This is a genomic window from Priestia sp. P5_B4 (genome assembly GCF_056400385.1).
Genome location: NZ_JBFULJ010000568.1, coordinates 1 through 2,492, shown reverse-complemented (window position 1 = coordinate 2,492; position 2,492 = coordinate 1). Strand labels below are relative to the sequence as shown.

Below are 2,492 nucleotides of genomic sequence, written 5' to 3'. Positions count from 1 at the left end.
GATAAAAACAGGTGTCGATGGAGCCGTTCCGACTAAAACGTCACTTGGATAAAAACAGGTGTCGATGGAGCCGTTCCGACTTTGGCGAATGAAGCAAGAACTTCCATACTTTCCCCTGGATTTAGTGGAACAAATTGACCAATATAAGAAGTAAAGGGACTACTTTGTTTTTTATAGCTAGAATAACTTGACACACATGGGTATAGGCATCAACTTTCTTTTGGATAAATGCTTTGCGAAGCTCTTGTTTGTATTGCTCTTTCGACATCACTATAGCTACGACAGACGTAATGAATGTTCCTGCCAGCGCGATGAGCGACCCTATCAAAATTCCTATCAGTTCTCCGGACAAAACGTTCACCTCTTTAAAGGTATTTCTATATGCTATGAGAATGAAGGAATTGATATGAGGTAAACACCATGTAAAAACAGCCCTAACTTTTCTAAGTTAGGGCTGTAACACTAAAATATGACGGGAACCAAATTAGATAATACGACTTGTAATAATTCCTTCAATTTGACCGATTTTTTCTTCTAGCTCAGGCACAATCTCGTCACTTACTTGATTGTCAATATCGATCATTGTATACGCATATTCACCGCGGCTTCTGTTCACCATATCTGCGATGTTTAAATTATAGTTTGAGAATACTTGCGTAAGTTGTCCTACCATATTCGGCACATTGTGATGGAAAGCAGCTACGCGTTTTTTCCCAGTGTAAGGAAGAGATGCATTCGGGAAATTCACTGAGTTTTTAACGTTTCCTGTTTCTAAGAAATTTTTCACTTGACGTGCTGCCATTACCGCACAGTTTTCTTCTGATTCTTGAGTTGATGCCCCTAGGTGAGGAATTGGCACAACATTTTTCATGTTCAAGACATTTTGATTTGGGAAATCTGTAATGTATCTTCTAACTTTTCCACTTTCAAGAGCAGCTTTCATATCTTCTTCGTTTACAAGCTCACCGCGTGAGAAGTTCAAAATATGAACATCCGGTTTCATGATGCTAAACGTTTCTTTATTGAAAACACCTTTTGTATCGTCCGTTAATGGAACGTGAACCGTAATATAGTCAGATGCTGCAAATAGTTCTTCTAGAGACATTGCACGCTGTACGTTGCGAGACAAATTCCAAGCTGTATTAACAGAAATGAATGGATCAAAACCAATTACGTCCATATCTAAATCAAGCGCATCGTTTGCTACAAGAGCACCAATTGCACCTAAACCAATAACGCCTAACGTTTTACCTTTGATTTCTTTTCCAACAAACTGTTTTTTACCTGCTTCAACTAACTTAGGAATTTGATCACCTTGGCCATCCAATCCTTTTGTCCATTCAACTCCAGCAAATAAGTTACGAGAAGAAGCCATAATTGTAGTTAAAACCATTTCTTTTACTGCGTTTGCATTAGCTCCTGGCGTATTAAATACAACGATACCTTGCTCCGTGCAAGCGTCCACAGGTATATTATTAACCCCTGCTCCAGCTCGTGCAATAGCTTTTAAATTTTGGTCAAATGCCATGCTGTGCATGTTAAAGCTACGCACGACAATCGCATCTGGATTTTCGCTGTCGTTGTCAATTTGATAACCTTCTTGATTAAAAACATTTAGACCTTTTTGTGCAATGTTGTTTAATGTTTTGATTGTTTGTACTTTTTTTAATGTTAATGTGCTCATTTTGTACTCTCCTCTGATTATCATCGTAGTTTTACATGTTTTTACCTTTGGATAAAGGAACTTCATTTTTAATTTTTTAAAAAGTCTGGTTTTTTAGCCTACATATGTGATAACTTCTATATCCTCTCCCCCTAAACAGAAAGAGGTAAGAGATATGTATTAATCCCTTACCTCTGCCCAGGCGAACGGCTACGTCACTATATGCTTCCTCACGGTTATCCGCGTTTCGCCAGTCACATATAGTCTTTGAAATTAAGTATATTCTAGCAAACTCTTTCAGAACGTTCAACCTTTTTTTAAAAGTTTGCTTTTTTCAGTCTAATTTTTAATCTCTTTAGCGAATCTCCTAATATATTGACAAATACCCTAATACATGTTAAATAAGAAGAGTGATTAGCACTCTATCCACTCAAGTGCTAATTGTTTTATAAGCCCTATTTGGAAAGGAGAATTTCTTATGTCAAAAAAAGAATTCAAAGCCGAATCAAAGCGATTATTAGAGATGATGATTAATTCCATCTATTCTCAAAAAGAAGTATTTTTGAGAGAACTTCTATCAAATTCAAGTGATGCAATCGATAAAATTTATTACAAAGCCTTAACAGACGACTCCTTGCGTTTTAACAAAGAAAGCTATTACATAAAAGTAACACCAGATAAAACTAACCGTACCTTAACCATTACGGATACTGGAATTGGCATGACGCAAGAAGAGCTTGAAAGCAGCTTGGGCACAATTGCGCGAAGCGGTTCCCTTGCGTGCTTGAAAGCAGCTTGGGCACAATTGCGCGAAGCGGTTCCCTTGCGT

2 protein-coding genes, 1 pseudogene and 1 riboswitch are annotated in these 2,492 nt (G+C 37.6%); of the genes and pseudogenes, 1 reads left to right on the top strand and 2 read right to left on the bottom strand.

The annotated features are described in order from the left end of the window. Nucleotides 1-121 precede the first annotated feature (121 nt). Complete coding sequence (locus AC1DRF_RS23050) at nt 122-352, bottom strand: hypothetical protein (protein WP_477741784.1); 231 nt, start codon at nt 350-352, stop codon at nt 122-124. Nucleotides 353-484: 132 nt separating this feature from the next. Further along, a complete protein-coding gene (locus AC1DRF_RS23045; RefSeq protein ID WP_477741783.1) occupies nt 485-1,684 on the bottom strand; it encodes a phosphoglycerate dehydrogenase in 1,200 nt (399 codons plus the stop codon). A gap of 168 nt (nt 1,685-1,852) precedes the next feature. After that, a riboswitch (ZMP/ZTP riboswitch) is annotated at nt 1,853-1,931 on the bottom strand. A 210-nt stretch (nt 1,932-2,141) separates the two neighbouring features. Here AC1DRF_RS23045 and AC1DRF_RS23040 point away from each other — a divergent pair. Next, a pseudogene (locus tag AC1DRF_RS23040) lies at nt 2,142-2,492 on the top strand (hypothetical protein); the annotation flags it as partial.

Bases quoted from the DNA above. Each gene is read 5' to 3' on its own strand.
- AC1DRF_RS23045 (WP_477741783.1), bottom strand. From the start codon at position 1,684: ATGAGCACATTAACATTAAAAAAAGTACAAACAATCAAAACATTAAAC.